The organism is Pseudomonas putida (assembly GCF_028682455.1).
Classification (GTDB): domain Bacteria; phylum Pseudomonadota; class Gammaproteobacteria; order Pseudomonadales; family Pseudomonadaceae; genus Aquipseudomonas; species Aquipseudomonas putida_AA.
Genome location: NZ_JANHLD010000004.1, coordinates 618208 through 638018 on the forward strand (window position 1 = coordinate 618208; position 19811 = coordinate 638018).

The following is a 19811-nucleotide window of genomic DNA, read 5'->3' on the forward strand; positions in this document are numbered from 1 at the left end:
GTCGCCAATCCGCGCTCTAATGGCCCTCCATTTCACTTTTGCGGACAAATTTCACTACGGCAATGGATATTCAACAGATGTGGCAAAACGCCCTGGACCTGTGGGGCACCCTCGATCAACACCCCGTCCTGCACGCGGGCCTGGGCCTGGCGGTGTTGCTGGCCATCGCCCTGGTACTGGGCCGGGTGGCGCGATTCCTGATTCTGCATGCCGCCCGCCTGCTGGGCAGGCAACCGGCGCTGCACTGGCTCAACGACCTGCGCCAGAACAAGGTCTTCCACCGCCTGGCCCAGACCACCCCATCGCTGGTGGTGCAGTTCGGCCTGAAGCTGGTGCCCGAGCTCAATGCCACCAGCCAGCACTTTCTCGGCAACGTGGCGCTGGCCTTCACCATCCTGTTCCTGACCCTCGCTATCTCGGCCCTGCTCGATGCCCTGCTGGACATCTACGCCCGCACCGAACACGCCCGCACCCGCTCGATCAAGGGCTATGTGCAGCTGGCCAAGATGGTCCTGTTCGTGTTCAGCGCCATCGTCATCGTCGCGACCCTGATCGACCGCTCGCCGCTGTTGCTGCTCTCGGGCCTGGGTGCGATGTCGGCAGTCATTCTGTTGGTGTACAAGGACACCCTGCTGTCGTTCGTGGCCAGCGTGCAATTGACCAGCAACGACATGCTGCGGGTCGGCGACTGGATCGAGATGCCCCAGGTGGGCGCCGACGGCGATGTGGTCGACATCACCCTGCACACCGTCAAGGTGCAGAACTTCGACAAGACCATCGTCTCCATTCCTACCTGGCGCCTGATGTCGGAGTCGTTCAAGAACTGGCGCGGCATGCAGCAGTCGGGTGGGCGGCGGATCAAGCGCAGCCTGTTCATCGACGCCGGTGGCGTGCGCTTCCTGACCAACGACGAAGAACAGCGCCTGAGCCAGGTGCGCCTGCTGACCGACTACATCAGCCGCAAGCGCAGCGAACTCAAGGCCTGGAACGAGGCCCAGGGCAACGTCGCCGAACTGTCGGCCAACCGCCGGCGCATGACCAACATCGGCACCTTCCGCGCCTACGCCCTGGCCTACCTGAAGAGCCACCCCGAGATCCAGCCGAACATGACCTGCATGGTCCGCCAGATGCAGACCACCGCCCAGGGCGTGCCACTGGAGATCTACTGCTTTACCCGCACCACGGTGTGGGCCGACTACGAGCGCATCCAGGGTGACATCTTCGACTACCTGCTGTCGGTGATGCCGGAGTTCGGCCTGAGCCTCTACCAGCAACCGAGTGGCAACGACCTGCGCGCCGGCCTGCTACCGGCCAGCCTGCCCAACCCGCAGCGCACCTTGACTGCCGAGACGGCCGATCCACAGTGAAGCCAGGATCACCGCCCCTCCGATGAACAACCTGCCCAGGGGCTCGTGCTGATTCCAGATCAGCAGGTTGAGCAACAGCCCTACCGGCACATGCAGGTTGTTCATCACCGCAAGGGTCGCGCCGGAAACCAGGCACGCGCCCTTGTTCCACCAGTACAGGCCCAGCGCCGTAGGGCACAACCCCAGAAACAGCAGCACCAGCCACTGCACATCGGTGCTTGGCAGGTGCTGGCTGTTGCCGAAGGCCAGGAACGCTGGCAACACCACCATCAAAGCCCCCAGGTAGAAGTAGCCGAAGCGCCGATAATGCGGCAGGTCGCTGGGGTTGCGGGCGATCAGGTGGCGGTACATCACCTGCCCTGCGGCATAGGTGAAGTTGGCCAGTTGCAGCAGCACGAAGCCGATGAAGAAGTCCGGGCTGATGCTGTCGAAGCGAATCACCGCCGCGCCGGCAACGGCGACCAGGGCTGCCACCAGTGCCCAGGGATTGAAGCGCCGGTTCAGGGCATCTTCGATCAGGGTCACGTGCAATGGCGTGAGGATGGTGAACAGCAGCACCTCCGGCACCGTCAGCACCCTGAAACTCAGGTACAGGCACACATAGGTGATGCCGTATTGCAGCGCGCCAATCAACAGCATCGAACGCATGAACCGCAGCTCGACCTGGCGCCAGCGGGTCAGGGGCAGGAACACCAGCCCGGCCAGCACTACCCGCGCCAGTACGGCGAAATAGCTGTCGACGTGACCGGCCAGGTACTCGCCGATCAGGCTGAAGGAAAACGCCTGGATCAGCGCGACGATCAATAAATAGCCCATGGTTGCCCCTTGCTGTGGAGGCGGCGACCTTATCCGCTCGCCTGTCGCAGAGCAAGCCAGCAAACAGGTAGGAGCGGGCTTGCCCCGCGAGATGCCGTTACCGCCAGCAAAACGGCTGATGTCTGGATGACCATCGCGGGCCAAGCCCGCTCCCACAAAAAAGCCCGGTCAAGGACCGGGCAGGTACACCCAAAGGAGCAACAGGTGTCAGGCGGGAAAATTCAGTGTGCCTCAGGCAACCGCTGCGAGCTGGGCCTTGGCCTGGTTCAGGCCTTTCTCATGGAAATCACCACCCAGGTTCAGGCCTTCGGCGTGGATGAAGGTCACGTCGTGGATACCGATGAACGCCATCACCTGACGCAGGTAGGGTTCCTGGTGATCGCTCGAAGCACCGGCGTGGATGCCGCCGCGGGCAGTGAGGATGTAGGCCTTCTTGCCGGTGAGCAGCCCCTGCGGACCGGTTTCGGTGTACTTGAAGGTGATACCGGCACGCAGTACATGGTCCAGCCAGGCTTTCAGGGTGCTTGGAATGGTGAAGTTGTACATCGGCGCGGCCAGCACCAGCACATCGGCGGCCAGGACTTCGTCGGTCAGCTCGTTGGAGCGGGCCAGGGCCTGCAGCTCATCGCCATTGCGCTGATCTTCAGGCTTCATCCAGCCACCCAGCAGGTTAGCATCCAGGTGCGGCACCGGGTTCACGGCAAGGTCGCGCAGGGTGATCGAGTCTGTCGGGTTGACAGCCTGCCACTGGCTGACGAAGTCACGGGTCAGTTGCCGGGAGATCGAATCCTGCTGGCGGGCGCTGCTTTCGATAACAAGTACACGGGACATTGGGTTGCCTCCATCGGCGAATGCTGTAAGTCGATGGAGGTAAGATTAATCAGTGACCGATCGATTAAAAAGCGTAAAATCTGGGTGCAACCTATCAGTAAAATTGTTTTATTCGCCCAATGCTCTACCCTCAAGCACGGGCGACGCATACCACCGGCTACTGCGGCTTGCAGTCCAGGCCGATGCGCAGCTTGATGATTTTGCGATTGAACTTGGCGGTGACATCTTTGCTCTGCTTGGCCGGCACCTGTACCCGCCGCACCCGGGGAGCTTCCGGGCCGTTCTGGAACCGGACCGTGCACTGGGCCGGTACGTCACCGTAGTTGTTCAGGGTGATCGAGCCCATGTCGTAGTCGGTGTCATAGGTGGTGTAGTCGAGCTTGACGCCGTCGAGCTGCTTTTCCACATCGATGGGGTAAGCCTGGGCCGTGAGCGGAAGCAAGGCCAGCAATACAGCACAACATTTCTTCATACGACGCTCTCCATGTAGGAGCGCCAGCTTAGGACAACAGGAGCCGAAGATGAAAGCGCCGCGCGTTACCCTGGATCAGTGGCGGACCCTGCAGGCGGTGGTCGACCACGGTGGTTTTGCCCAGGCGGCCGAAGCGCTGCACCGCTCGCAATCCTCGGTGAGCTACACCGTGGCCCGCATGCAGGATCAACTGGGCGTACCGTTGCTGCGCATCGACGGGCGCAAGGCGGTGCTGACCGAAGCCGGCAATGTGTTGCTGCGCCGCTCCCGGCAACTGGTCAAGCAGGCCAGCCAGCTCGAAGACCTGGCCCATCACATGGAACAGGGCTGGGAAGCCGAAGTGCGCCTGGTGGTCGATGCCGCCTACCCCAATGCCCGCCTGGTCCGCGCCTTGAGCGCATTCATGCCGCAAAGCCGTGGTTGCCGGGTACGCCTGCGTGAAGAGGTACTGTCCGGGGTCGAGGAGGTGCTGCATGAAGGCATCGCCGACCTGGCCATCAGTGGCTTCAACATTTCCGGCTACCTGGGCACCGAGTTGAGTTCGGTGGAATTCGTCGCCGTCGCCCACCCGGAACACAGCCTGCATCGCCTGGGCCGGGAGCTGAGCTTCCAGGACCTCGAAAGCCAACTGCAGGTGGTCATCCGTGATTCGGGCCGGGCGCAGCCACGTGATGTGGGCTGGCTCGGCGCCGAACAGCGCTGGACGGTCGGCAGCCTGGCCACCGCCGCCACGTTCGTCAGCAGCGGCCTGGGCTTCGCCTGGCTGCCGCGCCACCTGATCGAGCGCGAGCTGCGCGAGGGCGTACTCAAGCCCCTGCAGCTGGATCAGGGTGGCAGTCGCCATCCACTGTTCTACCTTTACTCCAACAAGGACAAACCCCTGGGCCCGGCCACGCAGATTCTCATCGAGTTGTTGCGCAACTTCGATACCGCGCCGCTGGATGTGCCCTTCGCCGCCCCCGCCCAAGCCTGACAGGAATCACGCCCATGGCCTATTTCGAACACGAAGGTTGCTCATTGCACTACGAGGAATATGGCCAGGGCGATCCACTGGTGCTGCTGCACGGCCTGGGCTCCAGTTGCCAGGACTGGGAAATGCAGGTGCCAGCCCTTGCCCGCCACTACCGGGTGATCCTGATGGACATCCGCGGGCATGGCCGCTCCGACAAGCCCCGCGAGCGCTACAGCATCGCAACCTTCAGTGCCGACCTGCTGGCCCTGCTCGAACGCCTGCAGACCGGCCCGGTGCATCTGGTGGGGCTGTCCATGGGCGGCATGGTGGGGTTCCAGTTTGCGGTCGACCATCCTGACATGCTGCGCAGCCTGTGCATCGTCAACAGCGCCCCGGAGGTCAAGCGCCGCACCCGCAGCGACTGGATCTGGTGGGCCAAGCGCTGGGCCATGGCCCGGGCACTGAGCCTTGAAACCATCGGCAAGGCCCTGGCCGCACGCTTGTTTCCCAAGCCCGAACAGGCAAGCCTTCGGCGCACGATGGCCGAGCGCTGGGCAAAAAACGACAAGCGCGCCTATCTCGCCAGCTTCGATGCCATTGTCGGTTGGGGCGTCAGCGAACGCATCGGCCAGATCCGCTGTCCTACGCTGGTCATCAGCGCCGACCAGGATTACACCCCGGTACAACTGAAAGAGCGCTATGTCAGCCTGATTCCCCAGGCACGACTGGCGGTCATCGAGGATTCGCGGCACGCTACGCCGCTGGACCAACCCCAGGTTTTCAACCAGACGCTGCTGCAATTCCTGGCAGCGTCCACCACCCCTCAAGGAACATTGAGCCCATGCTGAAAAAACTCCTGCTCGCCACCTGCTCGGTCGTCTTCGCCACCAGCCTGATGGCTGCCGACAAGGCGCCTCACGTACTGTTCGACACCAGCTTCGGCCAGATCGAAGTGGAACTTGACCCGGTCAAGGCACCGATCAGCAGCAAGAACTTCCTCGAGTACGTCGACAGCGGCTTCTACAACAACACCATTTTCCACCGGGTAATCCCGGGCTTCATGGCCCAGGGTGGCGGCTTCACCGAGCAAATGGTGCAAAAGCCCACCAAGGACCCGATCCGTAACGAGGCCAGCAACGGTCTGCACAACACCCGCGGCACGCTATCGATGGCCCGTACCTCCAACCCGAATTCGGCCACCAGCCAGTTCTTCATCAACGTGGCCGACAACGCCTTCCTCGACCCGGGCCGTGATGCCGGTTATGCGGTGTTCGCCAAGGTAGTCAAGGGCATGGATGTGGTAGACCAGATCGTCAACTCGCCAACCACGGTCAAGAAAGGCATGCGCGATGTACCGGTAGATCCGGTGTTCATCAAGTCGGCCAAGCGCATCGACTGATCCCAAGGTTTCACAAGGATGTGAACCAAGGCCTTTGGGTCGAACCAGACAGGAGTTACCCCTTTCATGTTGTTCCGCCGCTTCGAAAAGCTGATCGACATCTTCCGAGAAGCGCCCAGCGCAGCACCGCCCAGTACGGTGCTGCCGTTCTACCTCTACTACCTGCGCCAGGTGTGGCCAAGCTTTGCCGCCCTGCTGGTGGTCGGGCTGATTGGCGCACTGATCGAAGTGGCGCTGTTCAGCTACCTGAGCCGGATCATCGACCTGGCCCAGGGCACCCCGAATATCAACTTCTTCAGCGAGCATGCCGGTGAACTGCTGTGGATGCTGGTGGTGGCGCTGATTCTGCGACCGGTGTTCGTCGGCCTGCACGATCTGCTGGTCCACCAGACCATCAGCCCCGGCATGACCAGCATGATCCGCTGGCAAAACCACACCTACGTGCTCAAGCAGAGCCTGAACTTCTTCCAGAGCGACTTTGCCGGACGTATCGCCCAACGCATCATGCAGACGGGCAACTCGCTGCGCGACTCGGCGGTGCAGGCGGTGGATGCCCTGTGGCACGTACTGATCTACGCGATCAGCTCGCTGGTACTGTTTGCCGAGGCCGACTGGCGCCTGATGCTGCCGCTGATAACCTGGATCCTCTGCTACATCGGTGCGCTCTATTACTTCGTGCCAAGGGTCAAGGAACGGGCGGTGGTCTCCTCCGATGCCCGCTCCAAGCTCATGGGCCGGATCGTCGATGGCTACACCAATATCGCCACACTCAAACTCTTTGCCCACACCGACTACGAACAACAGTACGCCCGCGAAGCCATCCGCGAGCAGACCGAAAAAACCCAACTGGCAGCCCGTGTGGTCACCAGCATGGACGTGGTCATCACCAGCCTCAACGGCCTGCTGATCGTCGGCACCACCGCGCTTGCGCTGTGGCTGTGGACCCAGTCGCTGATCAGCGTCGGCGCCATTGCCCTGGCCACCGGCCTGGTCATCCGTATCGTCAACATGTCCGGCTGGATCATGTGGGTGGTCAACGGCATCTTCGAGAACATCGGCATGGTCCAGGATGGCCTGCAGACCATTGCCCAACCGGTCACCGTCACCGACTCGCCCAGCGCGCCGACCCTCAAGGTCGACCGCGGTGGGGTGAAGTTCGAGAACGTGGGCTTTCATTACGGCAAGGGCAGCCGGATCATCGACGGCCTGAACCTGGAGATCCGCCCCGGCGAGAAAATCGGCCTGATCGGCCCCTCCGGCGCCGGCAAGTCGACCCTGGTCAACCTGCTGCTACGCCTGTACGACCTGGAGAGCGGGCGCATCCTGATCGATGGCCAGGACATCGCCCAGGTCACCCAGGCCAGCCTGCGCGCACAGATCGGCATGATCACCCAGGACACCTCCCTGCTGCACCGCTCGATCCGCGACAACCTGCTGTACGGGCGTCCGGATGCCAGCGAGGAAGACCTCTGGGAAGCCGTGCGCCGGGCCCGCGCCGACGAGTTCATCCCGCAACTGTCCGACGCCCAGGGGCGTACCGGCTTCGATGCCCATGTGGGTGAGCGCGGGGTGAAATTGTCGGGCGGCCAGCGCCAGCGCATCGCCATTGCCCGGGTACTGCTCAAGAATGCACCGATCTTGATCATGGACGAGGCGACCTCGGCACTGGATTCGGAGGTCGAGGCGGCGATCCAGGAGAGCCTCGAGACCTTGATGCAAGGCAAGACCGTGATCGCCATCGCCCACCGCCTGTCGACCATCGCCCGCATGGACCGCCTGGTAGTGCTTGAAAAAGGCCGCATTGCCGAGATGGGGAGCCATGCCGAATTGCTGGCCCACCAAGGGTTATATGCGCGGTTGTGGCATCACCAGACGGGTGGATTTGTGGGGATTGATTGACGGATCGCGGGGCAGGCCCGCTCCTACGGTAGGAGCGGGCTTGCCCCGCGGTGGCCCTCAGCCCTGCCGATAAGGCAATGCCGTACAGGCCTCTTCGGCATACGCCAGCACCCCCGCCCGCTCCTGCTGCAGAAACGCTTCAACTGCCCGCCTCAATCCCGGATGCAGCAGGTAATGCCAGGACCGGGTAATCACCGGCTCGAACCCGCGAATCAACTTGTGCTCGCCCTGGGCCCCGGCATCGAAGCGCTGCAGGCCTTCGGCAATGGCAAAATCCATGCCCTGGTAGAAGCACGTCTCGAAATGCAGCCGGTCGAACGCGTCCAGGCAGCCCCAGTAGCGACCATAAAGGCTGTCTCCACCTACCAGGCTGAACGCCATGGCCACATCGCGCCCACCCTGGCGCGCCATGACCACGCGAATGGCACCCGGCATCCGTTCTGCCAGCAAGCTGAAAAACGAGCGGGTCAGGTACGGCGCCCGGCGGCGCACCGCATAAGTGTTGGCATAACAGGCAAAGACGAAATCCCACTGCGCCTCGCTCAGCTCATCGCCCCGCATCCAGCGAAACTCGATCCCCTGCCCCGCCACCTGCTCGCGCTCCTTGCGCATCTGTTTGCGCTTGCGCGAGGCGAGGCTGTCGAGGAAGTCCTGGAAGTCCCGATAGCCCTGGTTACGCCAATGAAACTGGCAGCCCAGGCGCTCCATCCAGCCTTCGCTATCACGCATCACCGCGTCACTGTGTTCATCGGTGAAATTCACATGCGCACTCGAAAGACCCTGGCCAGCCAGGTCTTCGCCGAGCTGCTCGATCAGGGCACCACACGCCTGGGCATCGCCCAGCAAGCGCGACCCGCTGACCGGTGAAAACGGCACGGCGCACAACAGCTTCGGGTAATAGGCGATCCCGGCTCGCTCACAAGCATCGGCCCAGCCGTGGTCGAAAACGTATTCGCCAAACGAGTGAGTCTTCACGTAGGCCGGCAAGGCTGCCTGCAACTGGCCCCCGGCATCGGTGAGCAGGCGATGGGCCGGCGTCCAGCCGGTACGCCTGCTGACGCTGCCGCTGTCTTCCAGGCTGCTCAAAAAGGCATGGCGCAAAAACGGCTGTTGCCCCGGCACCAGGGCATCCCAGGTGGCAGGTGTGAGGTCGGCGAGGCGAGACAGGATCAGGTTAGGCATGGGCGCAGTCTGCCTCTTCGCGCAGACGAAAAAAAGCCCCGCCAGGGCGGGGCTGAAGATCTAACGGATGAGGAGCGGTGCTACTTAGAACACGTACTGCGCGCGCATTACGAAACCGTCGCCACTGTCGTCGCCGGCAGCGTTCTCGGCGTTGTCGACTTTGGCCTTGACGTACACACCGCTGAGCTTGATCGACTCATTGGCGTACCAGTTCAGGCCGACGTTGTGCACCTTGGCTTCGACGTCGTCGATATTGGCGAACGCGCCGTTGTCGTCGTCGACGCTCAGGTGGTCATAGCGGTAGAAGACTTCCCAGGCACCGATCTGCTTGTTCGACGGCTTGATGGCGTCGAACTTGCCCAGCTTGTAGCCACGGGCTTCACCGGTGAGGGTGTAGGCCAGTTGGCCGTAGTAACCGTCGGCCTTGATGTCGGAGAAGCCAGCGCTGTCGGCTTCGACTTCACGCTTGATGTATTCACCCTGTACCGAGAACGGGCCCATGGCCCAGGCAGCTTCCAGGTTCCAGGCCTTGTCGGTGTCGTAGGAACCGACCGGGGAGTTGTTGGCGCCACCCAGGGTCAGGCGGTTGCCGTTGCTGCCGGCATCCTGACCACCGTCGGTGCTGACGCCACGCATGCCCAGACGGCTGCGGATACGACCGTCGAAGGCAGTGTCGGAAAGGTCGCGCTGGGCGTAGTTGACGCCAAAGTGCAGGACGTTGCCGGCTTCGTGCATCGGCGCGAAGACGCCACGCAGGTTGAACTGCTTGGTGCTGTCGCCGTCCTTGTCCTGGTTGGTGGCGTCCTTGGCGAACACACCGACCGAACCGTACAGCGAGTCACCGGCGTTACCGGAAGCCTGCAGGCCCATGCCGCCGTTGTGCGAGTTGGTCCAGTCGACCAGATCGTACGCGGCGGTACGCTCTTGAGCGGTGACCCACTTGGAGCTGGTGGCTTTTTCCAGGCCGAACTCGGGGTCGAAACGACCGACCTTGATCGAGACTGGCTTGAAGCCGTTGTAGGCCAGCGACGCTTCGTCGAAGTAGCCATCTTCGGAACGGTTGTCACCGCCGGAGTTGTGCGAGAAGTCGTAAGCGATCGCATAGGCCCAGTCGGTGTACATCACACCGCCCAGTTCCAGGTAGGCACGGCGGAAGTAGCCGGCGTCTGCGGTGTTGCCGTTGTTGGTGTAGAAACCGTCAAAACGGCTGTAGTCAGCCTGGATACGACCGCCCAGCTTGAAGCTGAATTCCTTGTCGGTGGTAGCGACCTCGAGGCCACCTTTGGTCTTGACTACGATATCGGCGCCGTCGGTGGTCACGGTACCCGCGAAAGCCTGGGCGGTAACGGCCATTGCCAAGGCGCTGGCTGCGAAACCTGCGAAGTGCTTACGGATCATCGAAGAAGCTCCCCTACTTTATGGTCTTGATAATGTTGGAAAAACACGCGGCTAAGGCCACTTGTGCTGGGGAGGAATCTTGGCGGGGGGTTATGTCAGATCAGTGGCTTTTATATAAATGTTTTATGACAACGGAACTTTTTTACTTCGAAAGGAAATAAGCCGGAAAGCCCCGTTGCAGGGCCTCCGAGCGGGTTTTCAGGGGGTGTCGTGGCCGCGCTGGGCGTCGCTGAGGCGCTGGACGATTTCGTCGACATCGTCTACCGGCGCTTCAGGCAGCGCCTTGATCGTCGCCTGGGCCAGGCGCATCTGCCGGATGAAGCGACGGCAGTTTTTGCAAAACAGCAGGTGCTGGCGCGCCAGCAGGGCTTCGCCCAGGGTCAACTGGCCATCCAGGTAATCGCTTGAGCGAGCGACCAGGTCCTTGCAGCTCAGCATTGGCCGGTTTCCTCGAAGTGTTCCAGGGTGGCAAAGACTTTCAGTCTCGCCCGGTGCAACAGCACGCGGACATTAGAGAGCGAGATACCCAGAAGATTACAGATCTCCTCCAACTCCAGGCCCTGCCGTTCGCGCAGCACCAGCACGCTGCTTTGCAACTGCGACAGGCTGAGCAAGGTGTGCTCCAGGCATTCGCGCAACTCGTCCTGGCTCAGCAGGGCCTCGGGGGAGTCCTGGTGCCAGGCGTAGGGCGCCAGCAACCAATGGCCGTCGCTGGCAAAACGATCGTCATCCAGGGTGCCATGGGGGGACGGGAGGTCATCGAGCAGAACTTCACGGCGGTTCTGCTTGTAGCGGTTCTTGGCCGCGTTGGCGGTGATGGTCAGCAGCCAGGTCTTGAGGCTGGAGCGCCCCTGAAACCCCGGCAAGCCGCGCACCACCGCCAGCCAGGCATCCTGCACGGCTTCATCGGCCTGGCGGCTACCGAGGATGGCATAGGCCACGGCGCGCATGGCGCCCTGGTAGGTGCTCACCAACTCCTTGAACGCCTGCTGCTCACCTAGCAACAGGCGTTCAAGCAAGCGAGCATCGGACTCGACCGTCATTGTCACCTCTTCCTGAACGCGTTCAATGGACGGTGAACCGGGCAGTTTGTTACAGCCGCACTCAGCGCTTGCGCAGGATCACGCTGCCGATCGAGTAGCCGGCACCGAAGGAGCTGAGCACACCCAGCGAGCCCTTGGGCAAGTCGTCCTGATGCTTGTGCAGGGCGATCACCGAGCCTGCCGAACTGGTGTTGGCGTAGCTGTCGAGAATTACCGGTGCTTCTTCTTCCAGGGCGTCGCGACCGAGCAGCTTCTTCACGATCAGGTGGTTCATGCTCAGGTTGGCCTGGTGCAGCCAGAAGCGCTTGACGTCGCTGACATTGAGGTTGTTCTCGGCCAGGTGCTGGCCGATCAGCTCGGCGACCATCGGGCAGACCTCGCGGAATACCTTGCGACCTTCCTGGACGAAGAGTTTGTCGGGCGCGCCGATCCCCTCTTCTGCCGCCCGGTTGAGGAAGCCGAAGTTGTTGCGGATGTTGTTGGAGAATTGGGTCAGCAGCTTGGTGCTGACGATGTCGAACTGGTGCGCCGAGGTGGCAAGGTCGGCGCGCTCGACCAGTACCGCAGTGGCCGCATCGCCAAAGATGAAATGGCTGTCGCGGTCACGGAAGTTGAGGTGGCCAGTACAGATCTCGGGGCTGATCACCAGGACGGCGCGGGCCTGGCCCAGTTGCACGCTGTTGCAGGCGGTCTGGATGCCGAAGGTGGCCGAGGAGCACGCCACGTTCATGTCGAAACCGAAGCCGTTGATGCCCAGGGCCTGCTGCACTTCGATGGCGATGGCCGGGTACGGACGCTGCAGGTTGGAGCAGGCGACGATCACCGCATCGACATCGGCAGCCGTGCGACCGGCGCGCTCCAGCGCTTGCTCGGCAGCCGCCACGGCCATCTGGCAAAGGATCGAAGGTTCGTCGTTGGAGCGCTCTGGCAGGCGCGGCGCCATGCGCTGCGGATCGAGGATACCGGCCTTGTCCATGACAAAGCGGCTCTTGATGCCCGACGCCTTCTCGATGAACGCTGCGCTGGACTCGGCCAGGGCCTGCACTTCGCCGCGCTCGATGGCCTGGGCGTTGTCAGCGTTGAACTGCTGCACATAAGCGTTGAAGGATTCCACCAGCTCCTCGTTGGAGATGCTGTTGGCCGGGGTGTACAGGCCGGTGCCGCTGATGACGACGTTATGCACGGTCGTTCCTCTGTTCGGTCGTTTTTTATTGGTACCAAGGTACCAAGTTGATCTGGCAATGACCTCGGTTCAAGGATCACTGCGCTGTACTGGATTCGGGCGCCGCGTAGCCCTTGGAAAAGCCGGGCTACGCAGCGGATATCGCCCAAGTGTGCCACAACTGCCGAGGTTAGGCTTCCACCTGCCCCCACTGCTTGCTCAGTCGTTTGTCGGAAACCGGCACCTTGGTACCCAACTGCTGGGCGAACAGTGAAACCCGGTATTCCTCAAGCCACCAGCGATACAACACCAGCTGTTCATCGCGCTTGCCTTCCTGGGCATGCTTGTCGGCGCGGGTCTTGTATTGTGTCCACAAGTTGCCCAGTTCACCGCTCCACACCCGGTCTTTTTGAACCTGGCTGCCCAGCTTCTCCAGGCGCAACTCGATGGCCTTCAGGTAGCGCGGCAGCTCCTTGAGCCACACCCCTGGCGTTTCGCGGACAAAGCCCGGATACACCAGGTTACCGAGTTGCTGCTTGATATCGTTGAGTGCCACGGCCTGGGCCAGGTCGATCTTGCCCTTGAAGCGTTTTTGCAGCCCGTGCCAGAGCTTGAGGATCTCCAGCGTCAGGCGTGCCAGGCGCTCGGCGTGCTCGGTCCAGCTCCCACGCTTGCGTTCGGCCAGCGATGCCAGGCCCGCACCATCGCGTGGCAAGGTGCTTTCGCCTTCGAGGATACAACTGTCGAGGCTGGCCAGCAGGATGTCTTCGACCAGCGCCTCGATACGCCCCAGTTCACGGTATAGCAGGCCCAGTTCGGTGAGCCCCGGCAGTTTGCCGCGCAGGAACTTGGCAGGCTCTGCCAACTGCTGCAGCAACAGGCGCTGCAAGGCGCGCCGGTGCTGGAACTCGGCCTCGGCCAGGGTGGAGAAGCGCCCCTCCTTGACCGTGCCGTTCTCTTCGACCAACGCCGGATACACCGTCATCGACAGCCCGGCGATCTTCTGTTGCGCCGTCTCGGCTACCTGGGCAAACGCCTTGGCCTGCACCGGTTGCTGGCTCTTTTCTGTCTGCGGCACCGCCAGTGCGGCCTGGCTTGCCGCGGCAAAGCGTGCGGTCAGCTCGGCGAGGTCGCGGCCTTCGCCGAGGAACTTGCCCCGCGCATCGACCACTTCAAGGTTCATCTTCAGGTGATCGTCCACTTGCCCGACCGCTTCGGCCCAGGCCTCGTCGCTGACCCGCGCCCCGGTCATGCGCAGCAGTTCACGCCCAAGCGCCTGGGGCAGCGAGCCTTCGGCAAAGGTCATGCGCTGCAGTGCGGCCTTGACGAAATCCGGCACCGGCACGAAGTTCTTGCGCAGGGCCTTGGGCAGGTTGCGCACCAGGGCGATACACTTGGCTTCAAGCAAGCCCGGCACCAGCCACTCCAGGCGCTCACCCGGCAGGCTCGGCAGCAAGGGCGCCGGTACCCGCACCGTGACGCCGTCGCGTGGATGGTTGGGTTCGAAGTGGTAACTCAAGGCCAGGCTCAGCTCGCCCAGGCGCAGGGTGTCGGGGTACTGCGCCGCCGTCACCTCACTGGCCTCGCGGGCCAGCACGTCTTCTTCGCGCATGATCAACAGCTGCGGGTCTTTCTGGCTGTTGACCCGGTACCAGCTGTCGAAGGTGGCGGTCTGGTGGATTTCTGCCGGCAAGCGCGCTTCATAGAAGCCGTAGAGGGTTTCCTCGTCGGCCAGGATGTCGCGACGACGGGCCTTGGCTTCCAGCTCGTCGAGCTGTTCGAGCAACTGGCGGTTGGCCGTCAGGCACTTGGCCCTGGACTGGATCTCGCCGCCCACGAGCGCCTCGCGGATGAACAGCTCGCGGGACATCACCGGATCGATCGGCCCGAAGTGCACCGGGCGCCGGCCGACCACGATCATGCCGTACAGCGTGACTTGCTCGAAGGCCACCACCTGCCCGCGCTTCTTCTCCCAGTGCGGCTCGAAGTGGTTCTTCTTGATCAGGTGGCCTGCCAGTGGCTCGATCCAGTCCGGCTCGATCTTGGCCACCATGCGCGCGTACAGCTTGGTGGTTTCGACCAACTCCGCCGTCATGATCCACTGCGGGCGCTTTTTGCCCAACCCCGACGAGGGATGCACCCAGAATCGTCGCTGACGGGCGCCGAGGTAATCGCCGTCTTCGGTCTTCTGGCCGATCTGGCTGAGCAGGCCCGAAAGAATGGCCTTGTGCAGTTTCGGGTAGTCGGCCGGCTCTTTGTTGATGCTCAATTGCAGGTCGCGGCAGATCAGGCTCAACTGCCGGTGGGCATCGCGCCATTCACGCAGGCGCAGATAATTCAGGAAGTTCTTGCGGCACCAGTTGCGCAACGGGCTCGCGGTCAGGGCCTGGCGCTGTTCTTCGAAGCCGCGCCACAGATTGACCAGGGCCGCGAAGTCCGAATCGGCATCCTTCCATTGCGCATGGGCCTGGTCGGCGGCCTGCTGGCGCTCAGGCGGACGCTCGCGGGGGTCTTGCACCGACAGCGCACTGGCGACGATCAATAGCTCGTTCAGGCTGCCCTGCTTGGCACCTTCGAGCAGCATGCGGCCCAGCCGCGGGTCGACCGGCAGGCGCGCCAGTTGCCGGCCCAGCGGCGTCAGCTGGTTCTCGCGGTTGACCGCCGAGAGCTCCTGCAACAGGTTGAAGCCATCACTGATGGCCTTGCCGTCGGGCGGCTCGATGAACGGGAATGCGTCGATCTCGCCCAGGCGCAGGTGCAGCATCTGCAAGATCACCGCGGCCAAGTTGGTGCGCAGGATCTCGGGGTCGGTGAAGGCCGGGCGGGCGTTGAAATCTTCTTCGCTGTACAGGCGCACGCAGATGCCCGGTTCGACCCGTCCGCATCGGCCTTTACGCTGGTTGGCACTGGCCTGGGACACGGCCTCGATCGGCAGGCGCTGGACCTTGGCGCGATAGCTGTAGCGGCTGATGCGTGCGGTGCCGCTGTCGATCACGTAGCGGATGCCCGGCACCGTCAGCGAGGTTTCGGCAACGTTGGTGGCCAGCACCACGCGACGCCCCGGATGTGACTGGAAGATCTTCTGCTGCTCGGCCGGCGACAGGCGCGCGTACAACGGCAGGATTTCGGTGTGGCGCAGTTGGGCCTTGCGCAGCATTTCGGCGGCGTCGCGGATCTCGCGCTCGCCGGGAAGGAACACCAGCACATCGCCCGGCCCCTTGCCCTGGCCGCGCTCGAAGGCAGCGATTTCGTCGAGGGTGGCGAGAATGGCCTGGTCCACCGTGAGGTCGTCTTCGACCCGGTTGCCCTCCTCGTCCTGCTCGCTGGTCAGTGGTCGATACCAGGTTTCCACCGGGTAGGTGCGGCCGGACACCTCGATGATCGGGGCATCGTCGAAGTGCTTGGAGAACCGCTCAAGGTCGATGGTGGCCGAGGTGATGATCACCTTCAGGTCCGGGCGACGCGGCAGCAGGGTTTTCAGGTAGCCGAGCAGGAAGTCGATGTTCAGGCTGCGCTCGTGGGCTTCGTCGACAATGATGGTGTCGTAGCGCTCGAGAAAACGGTCGTGCTGGGTTTCCGCCAGCAGGATACCGTCGGTCATCAGCTTGACCAGGGTATTGGCATCGCTCTGGTCTTCGAAGCGCACCTGATAACCCACCAGCGCCCCCAGCGGCGTGCCGAGCTCTTCGGCCACCCGGGTGGCGACACTGCGCGCCGCGATACGCCGCGGCTGAGTGTGGGCGATCAGGCCATGCTGGCCACGGCCCAGTTCCAGGCAGATTTTCGGCAGCTGGGTGGTTTTACCCGAGCCGGTTTCACCAGCAATGATCAGCACCTGATGCTCGGCAAGGACCTTCTTGATCTCGTCACGCTTGGCCGCAATCGGCAGGCTGTCGTCGTATCGGATGCTGGGCACACTGGCTTTGCGCGCGGTGACCTGGGCACAGGATGCCTGGACCTTCTCCACCCACTGGGCAAGCTTCGCCTCGTCCGGGCGCTTGCGCAGTTCATGCAACTGGCGGCGCAGGCGGTGGCGCTCGGCAATCATGGCGTGGTCGAGGTTTTTCAGCAGTTGATCGATGGCGTGGTCAGTCATGGGGGCTTTTAGTTGTGCAGGTGAGCCTGCTTTTTCATGATCGGCATAGGAAGGGCTGCGATTGTCGCAGATTTGCCCCCGCTCGGCACGGCTGCGGATGGCCGCGCGTTTGTTTAGCCGTTGATTATCTGAAGGTATACAAAGGCTGATTTAATGAACCTTCCCCGGCATGGGAGTATCCAGGCATGACTTCGCCCCTGTGTACGCCCCGCCCGCTGCTGCGCCCCTCGTTCCCGAAGGTGCGGGCTCGCTCTGGCGAAAACCCGCTGGTTCATATCATTCTCGCCTTCTGGGCCTTGTGGCACTGCCGCCATGCCCGCCCACCCGACACTCGCCTCGCTCTAGACTGAATCCTGCGGCCTGCCCTGGCCGACTTCCTTGTCGATGACTGTCGCCTGATGGCGAGTACAGTCCTGTGCGCCTGATGGCGCGAGCGAGAACCCGATGCAATTTGCCCCCCTTGAGCAGGCTCGAACCTTCCTGGCGCAAAACCCCGATATCGAAATGATCGAGCTGTTCATCCTCGATGCCAACGGTGTGCCCCGCGGCAAGCTGCTGCACCGCGAAGAGTTGCTGGCGGTGTATGAAAGCGGCCGGCCGCTGCCCAGCACCATTCTGGGCCTGACCCTCAACGGCGACGATGTCGAGAACTCCGGGCTGGTGTGGGACGTGGGCGATATCGACTGCCGCGCCTACCCGCTGGAAAACAGCCTGGTGCGCCTGCCCTGGCGGCAGATCCCCACCGCTGCGGTGCAGGTCAGCATGCACCCCAGCGAAGGCATGCCGGCGACCATCGCCGACCCGCGCCACTTGCTGGTCAAGGTCATCGACGCCCTCAAGGCCGAGGGCTACCACCCGGTGATGGCGTGTGAACTGGAGTTCTATCTGCTGGATCGCAAGCGCGACCCGCAGGGCCGGCCCCAACCGGCACTCGACAGCGATGGTGGCCGCCCGCGCGGTACCCAGGTCTACGGCCTGCGCGAGCTGGAACAGATCGAGCCGTTCCTCGCCGACCTGTACGCGGCCTGCAAGGCCCAGGGGATTCCGGCGCGCACTGCCATTTCCGAATACGCGCCAGGCCAGGTGGAAATTACCCTGGAGCATGGCGATGCACTGCTGGCCATGGACCAGGCGGTGCGTTACAAGCGCCTGGTCAAGGGCGTGGCACACAAGCATGGCATGCAAGCCTGCTTCATGGCCAAGCCCTTCGACGACCTGGCAGGTACCGGCATGCACATGCACGTGAGCCTGGCCGATGCCCAGGGCAACAATCTCTACGCCAGCGACGACAAGGCCGGTACCCCGCTGCTGCGCCACTCGGTGGCCGGCATGCTCGAGCACCTGCTCGACTCGCTGCTGCTGTTCTGCCCCAACGCCAACTCCTACCGCCGCTTCCAGGCCAACAGCTATGCACCCCTGGCGCCGACCTGGGGCGTCGACAACCGCACCGTGAGCCTGCGCGTGCCGGGCGGGCCGGCCAACAGCCGGCATATCGAGCACCGCATCTGCGGCGCCGATGCCAACCCGTACCTGGCCGCCGCCGCGATCCTCGCCGCCATCCACCACGGAATTGGCCAGCAGCTCGACCCGGGCGCTCCGGTCGAAGGCAATGGCTATGCCCAGGCCAAGGAGCTGCTGCCCACCGACTGGCTGACCTCGCTCAAGGCCCTCGAGGGTTCGAGCTGGGCGCGCGAGGCGTTCGGTGAAGCCTTCCTCGGTGTCTACCTGGCCGTCAAACGCGCCGAGTACCGTCAGTTCATGGCCGAAGTCGGTGAACAGGACTGGCGCTGGTACCTGACCCAGGCCTGATCCCTTTATTTTTGCGCCAAGGATTTTTTATGAACGCAGCCGTGAATTCCGGCACCGCCCAGCGCAGTGCCTCCTACTACACCGCCAGCCTGAACGACACCACCGAGTACCCAACCCTCAAGGGTACGGTCAAGGTTGACGTGGCGATTATCGGCGGCGGCTTTACCGGTGTCGCCAGCGCCGTCGAGCTGGCCGAACGCGGCCTGAAAGTGGCCATTGTCGAAACCAACCGCATTGGCTGGGGCGCCAGCGGGCGTAACGGCGGCCAGGTCACCGGCAGCCTGTCGGGTGACGAAGCCATGCGCAAGCAGATGCGCGAAAAGCTTGGCGACGAAGTGGATGACTTCATCTGGCACCTGCGCTGGCGTGGCCACCAGATCATCGAGCAGCGGGTCGAGCGCTACGGCATCGCCTGCGACCTCAAGCGCGGTCATTTGCATGCCGCGATGAAGCCCTCGCACATGACTGAACTACAGGCCTTCGAGGCAGAGGCGCGGCGCCGTGGCATGGGCGATCAGGTACAGCTGCTGGATCGGAATGCCATGGCCGAGCACCTGCAAAGCCAGCTGTACCTGGGTGCCCTGAAGAACCTTCGCAACCTGCACCTGCACCCGCTCAACCTGTGCCTGGGCGAAGCCCGCGCCGCCCACAGCCTGGGTGCGCTGATCTTCGAAAACTCCGAGGTGCTGGATATCGTCCACGGCGACCAACCTGCCATCGTCACCGCCCAGGGCCGGGTCGAAGCCAAGCAGATCCTGCTGGCGGGCGACGTGTATCACAAACTGGAAAACCGCCAGCTCAAGGGCAAGATCTTCCCCGCCATGGGCGGCATCGTCACTACCGCGCCACTGGGCGAACTGGCCGCGCAGATCAACCCCCAGGATCTGGCGGTGTACGACTGCCGCTTCGTCCTCGACTACTACCGCCTGACCGCCGATGGTCGCCTGCTGTTCGGCGGCGGCGCCAACTACTCGGGGCGTGACTCGCGGGATATCGCCGGCGAACTGCGCCCATGCATCGAGCGCACCTTCCCGGCGCTCAAGGGCGTGCCGATCGAATTCCAGTGGAGTTGCGCGATGGGCATCGTGGTCAACCGGATCCCGCAGCTGGGCAAGCTTTCAGACAACGTCTGGTACTGCCAGGGCTACTCCGGGCACGGCATCGCCACCAGCCATATCATGGGCGAGATCATGGCCGAGGCCCTGACCGGTACGCTGGAAAAATACGATACGTTTGCCGGCTGCAAGCACATCAAGGTGCCAATGGGCGATGTGCTGGGCAATCCGTTGCTGGCGGCGGGGATGTGGTACTACCAGATGCTCGAGAAATTGCGCTAAGGCGAAATGCATCGCGGGGCAAGCCCGCTCCTACCGGCGTAGGAGCGG

At 63.1% G+C, this 19811-nt stretch carries 16 protein-coding genes; 7 read left to right on the forward strand and 9 right to left on the reverse strand.

Features of this window, described 5'->3' with window-relative positions:
- The first annotated feature begins 62 nt into the window (after positions 1–62).
- Positions 63–1367, forward strand: coding sequence for a mechanosensitive ion channel family protein (locus tag NPS58_RS26070; RefSeq protein ID WP_274118105.1), 1305 nt, complete (start codon positions 63–65; stop codon positions 1365–1367).
- Here the strand turns inward: NPS58_RS26070 and NPS58_RS26075 are convergent.
- The 3 genes from NPS58_RS26075 to NPS58_RS26085 all read right to left on the reverse strand — a co-directional run bounded on the left by NPS58_RS26075 (position 1305) and on the right by NPS58_RS26085 (position 3486).
- Complete coding sequence (locus tag NPS58_RS26075) at positions 1305–2183, reverse strand: carboxylate/amino acid/amine transporter (RefSeq protein WP_274118106.1); 879 nt, start codon at positions 2181–2183, stop codon at positions 1305–1307. The genes NPS58_RS26070 and NPS58_RS26075 overlap by 63 nt on opposite strands.
- A gap of 231 nt (positions 2184–2414) precedes the next feature.
- The gene (locus NPS58_RS26080; RefSeq protein ID WP_274118107.1) at positions 2415–3014 is read right to left on the reverse strand and encodes an FMN-dependent NADH-azoreductase; all 600 of its coding nucleotides are present in this window, start codon (positions 3012–3014) and stop codon (positions 2415–2417) included.
- Positions 3015–3171: 157 nt separating this feature from the next.
- Positions 3172–3486, reverse strand: coding sequence for a 3-phosphoglycerate kinase (locus NPS58_RS26085; protein ID WP_274118108.1), 315 nt, complete (start codon positions 3484–3486; stop codon positions 3172–3174).
- 49 nt (positions 3487–3535) lie between these two features.
- Between NPS58_RS26085 and NPS58_RS26090 the strand changes: the two genes are divergently transcribed.
- From NPS58_RS26090 to NPS58_RS26105, 4 genes are all read left to right on the forward strand, one after another.
- Positions 3536–4459, forward strand: a complete 924-nt coding sequence (locus NPS58_RS26090; protein ID WP_274118109.1) for a LysR family transcriptional regulator — start codon at positions 3536–3538, stop codon at positions 4457–4459.
- 14 nt (positions 4460–4473) lie between these two features.
- Positions 4474–5286 (forward strand): alpha/beta fold hydrolase, encoded by an 813-nt coding sequence (locus NPS58_RS26095; RefSeq protein ID WP_274118110.1) that lies wholly within the window; start codon positions 4474–4476, stop codon positions 5284–5286.
- The gene (locus tag NPS58_RS26100; RefSeq protein ID WP_274118111.1) at positions 5280–5837 is read left to right on the forward strand and encodes a peptidylprolyl isomerase; all 558 of its coding nucleotides are present in this window, start codon (positions 5280–5282) and stop codon (positions 5835–5837) included. Before NPS58_RS26095 ends, NPS58_RS26100 begins: the two co-directional genes overlap by 7 nt.
- Positions 5838–5903: 66 nt before the next feature.
- Entirely contained in the window at positions 5904–7736 is a 1833-nt protein-coding gene (locus tag NPS58_RS26105; RefSeq protein WP_274118112.1) for an ABC transporter ATP-binding protein, read from the forward strand.
- Positions 7737–7793: 57 nt separating this feature from the next.
- Here NPS58_RS26105 and NPS58_RS26110 read toward each other — a convergent pair whose 3' ends face one another.
- The 6 genes from NPS58_RS26110 to hrpA form a co-directional block, all read right to left on the reverse strand.
- Complete coding sequence (locus NPS58_RS26110) at positions 7794–8918, reverse strand: GNAT family N-acetyltransferase (RefSeq protein ID WP_274118113.1); 1125 nt, start codon at positions 8916–8918, stop codon at positions 7794–7796.
- Positions 8919–9002: 84 nt separating this feature from the next.
- Positions 9003–10316 carry an OprO/OprP family phosphate-selective porin gene (locus tag NPS58_RS26115; RefSeq protein ID WP_274118114.1) on the reverse strand — a complete coding sequence of 438 codons (1314 nt, stop codon included), beginning with the start codon at positions 10314–10316 and terminating at the stop codon, positions 9003–9005.
- A gap of 198 nt (positions 10317–10514) precedes the next feature.
- Entirely contained in the window at positions 10515–10754 is a 240-nt protein-coding gene (locus NPS58_RS26120; RefSeq protein WP_274118115.1) for a zf-HC2 domain-containing protein, read from the reverse strand.
- The gene (locus NPS58_RS26125; protein WP_274118116.1) at positions 10748–11359 is read right to left on the reverse strand and encodes an RNA polymerase sigma factor; all 612 of its coding nucleotides are present in this window, start codon (positions 11357–11359) and stop codon (positions 10748–10750) included. Before NPS58_RS26125 ends, NPS58_RS26120 begins: the two co-directional genes overlap by 7 nt.
- A gap of 61 nt (positions 11360–11420) precedes the next feature.
- Positions 11421–12542: a beta-ketoacyl-ACP synthase III gene (locus NPS58_RS26130; protein WP_274118117.1), complete on the reverse strand. Its 1122-nt coding sequence runs from the start codon at positions 12540–12542 to the stop codon at positions 11421–11423.
- Between the two features lie 169 nt (positions 12543–12711).
- Complete coding sequence (gene hrpA / locus NPS58_RS26135) at positions 12712–16617, reverse strand: ATP-dependent RNA helicase HrpA (protein ID WP_274118118.1); 3906 nt, start codon at positions 16615–16617, stop codon at positions 12712–12714.
- A gap of 444 nt (positions 16618–17061) precedes the next feature.
- Here hrpA and NPS58_RS26140 point away from each other — a divergent pair, with 444 nt between their 5' ends.
- Positions 17062–18426: a glutamine synthetase family protein gene (locus tag NPS58_RS26140; RefSeq protein WP_274118119.1), complete on the forward strand. Its 1365-nt coding sequence runs from the start codon at positions 17062–17064 to the stop codon at positions 18424–18426.
- Positions 18427–18455: 29 nt separating this feature from the next.
- Complete coding sequence (locus NPS58_RS26145) at positions 18456–19763, forward strand: NAD(P)/FAD-dependent oxidoreductase (protein ID WP_274118120.1); 1308 nt, start codon at positions 18456–18458, stop codon at positions 19761–19763.
- Positions 19764–19811 lie beyond the last annotated feature (48 nt).

Bases quoted from the DNA above. Each gene is read 5' to 3' on its own strand.
- NPS58_RS26070 (WP_274118105.1), top strand. From the start codon at position 63: ATGGATATTCAACAGATGTGGCAAAACGCCCTGGACCTGTGGGGCACC.
- NPS58_RS26075 (WP_274118106.1), bottom strand. From the start codon at position 2,183: ATGGGCTATTTATTGATCGTCGCGCTGATCCAGGCGTTTTCCTTCAGC.
- NPS58_RS26080 (WP_274118107.1), bottom strand. From the start codon at position 3,014: ATGTCCCGTGTACTTGTTATCGAAAGCAGCGCCCGCCAGCAGGATTCG.
- NPS58_RS26085 (WP_274118108.1), bottom strand. From the start codon at position 3,486: ATGAAGAAATGTTGTGCTGTATTGCTGGCCTTGCTTCCGCTCACGGCC.
- NPS58_RS26090 (WP_274118109.1), top strand. From the start codon at position 3,536: ATGAAAGCGCCGCGCGTTACCCTGGATCAGTGGCGGACCCTGCAGGCG.
- NPS58_RS26095 (WP_274118110.1), top strand. From the start codon at position 4,474: ATGGCCTATTTCGAACACGAAGGTTGCTCATTGCACTACGAGGAATAT.
- NPS58_RS26100 (WP_274118111.1), top strand. From the start codon at position 5,280: ATGCTGAAAAAACTCCTGCTCGCCACCTGCTCGGTCGTCTTCGCCACC.
- NPS58_RS26105 (WP_274118112.1), top strand. From the start codon at position 5,904: ATGTTGTTCCGCCGCTTCGAAAAGCTGATCGACATCTTCCGAGAAGCG.
- NPS58_RS26110 (WP_274118113.1), bottom strand. From the start codon at position 8,918: ATGCCTAACCTGATCCTGTCTCGCCTCGCCGACCTCACACCTGCCACC.
- NPS58_RS26115 (WP_274118114.1), bottom strand. From the start codon at position 10,316: ATGATCCGTAAGCACTTCGCAGGTTTCGCAGCCAGCGCCTTGGCAATG.
- NPS58_RS26120 (WP_274118115.1), bottom strand. From the start codon at position 10,754: ATGCTGAGCTGCAAGGACCTGGTCGCTCGCTCAAGCGATTACCTGGAT.
- NPS58_RS26125 (WP_274118116.1), bottom strand. From the start codon at position 11,359: ATGACGGTCGAGTCCGATGCTCGCTTGCTTGAACGCCTGTTGCTAGGT.
- hrpA (WP_274118118.1), bottom strand. From the start codon at position 16,617: ATGACTGACCACGCCATCGATCAACTGCTGAAAAACCTCGACCACGCC.
- NPS58_RS26140 (WP_274118119.1), top strand. From the start codon at position 17,062: ATGCAATTTGCCCCCCTTGAGCAGGCTCGAACCTTCCTGGCGCAAAAC.
- NPS58_RS26145 (WP_274118120.1), top strand. From the start codon at position 18,456: ATGAACGCAGCCGTGAATTCCGGCACCGCCCAGCGCAGTGCCTCCTAC.